The 230-nt window shown below is 46.5% G+C and carries 1 protein-coding gene; it reads left to right on the plus strand.

What is annotated here, in order from left to right:
- The coding region (locus AOA62_RS05120; RefSeq protein ID WP_143521775.1) for a pyridoxal-phosphate dependent enzyme at positions 1-230 on the plus strand (230 nt) is incomplete at both ends.

Genomic DNA, 230 nt, shown 5'->3' on the forward strand with positions numbered 1-230 from the left:
TCATTGCTGAAACTGGGGCCGGTCAGCACGGCGTTGCTTCCGCTACAGTAGCGGCAAGGTTTGGCCTTACGTGTAAAGTTTTTATGGGCGAAGAAGATATGAAACGGCAGGAGTTAAATGTATTTCGAATGAGACTTCTTGGAGCAGAGGTTATCCCTGTAACAAGTGGAGGTAAAACGTTAAAAGATGCTACAAATGAAGCAATCAGGCACTGGGTATCCCATGTGGAG

The organism is Pseudomonas sp. 2995-3 (assembly GCF_002742565.1).
In the GTDB taxonomy this organism is placed as follows: domain Bacteria; phylum Pseudomonadota; class Gammaproteobacteria; order Pseudomonadales; family Pseudomonadaceae; genus Aquipseudomonas; species Aquipseudomonas edaphica.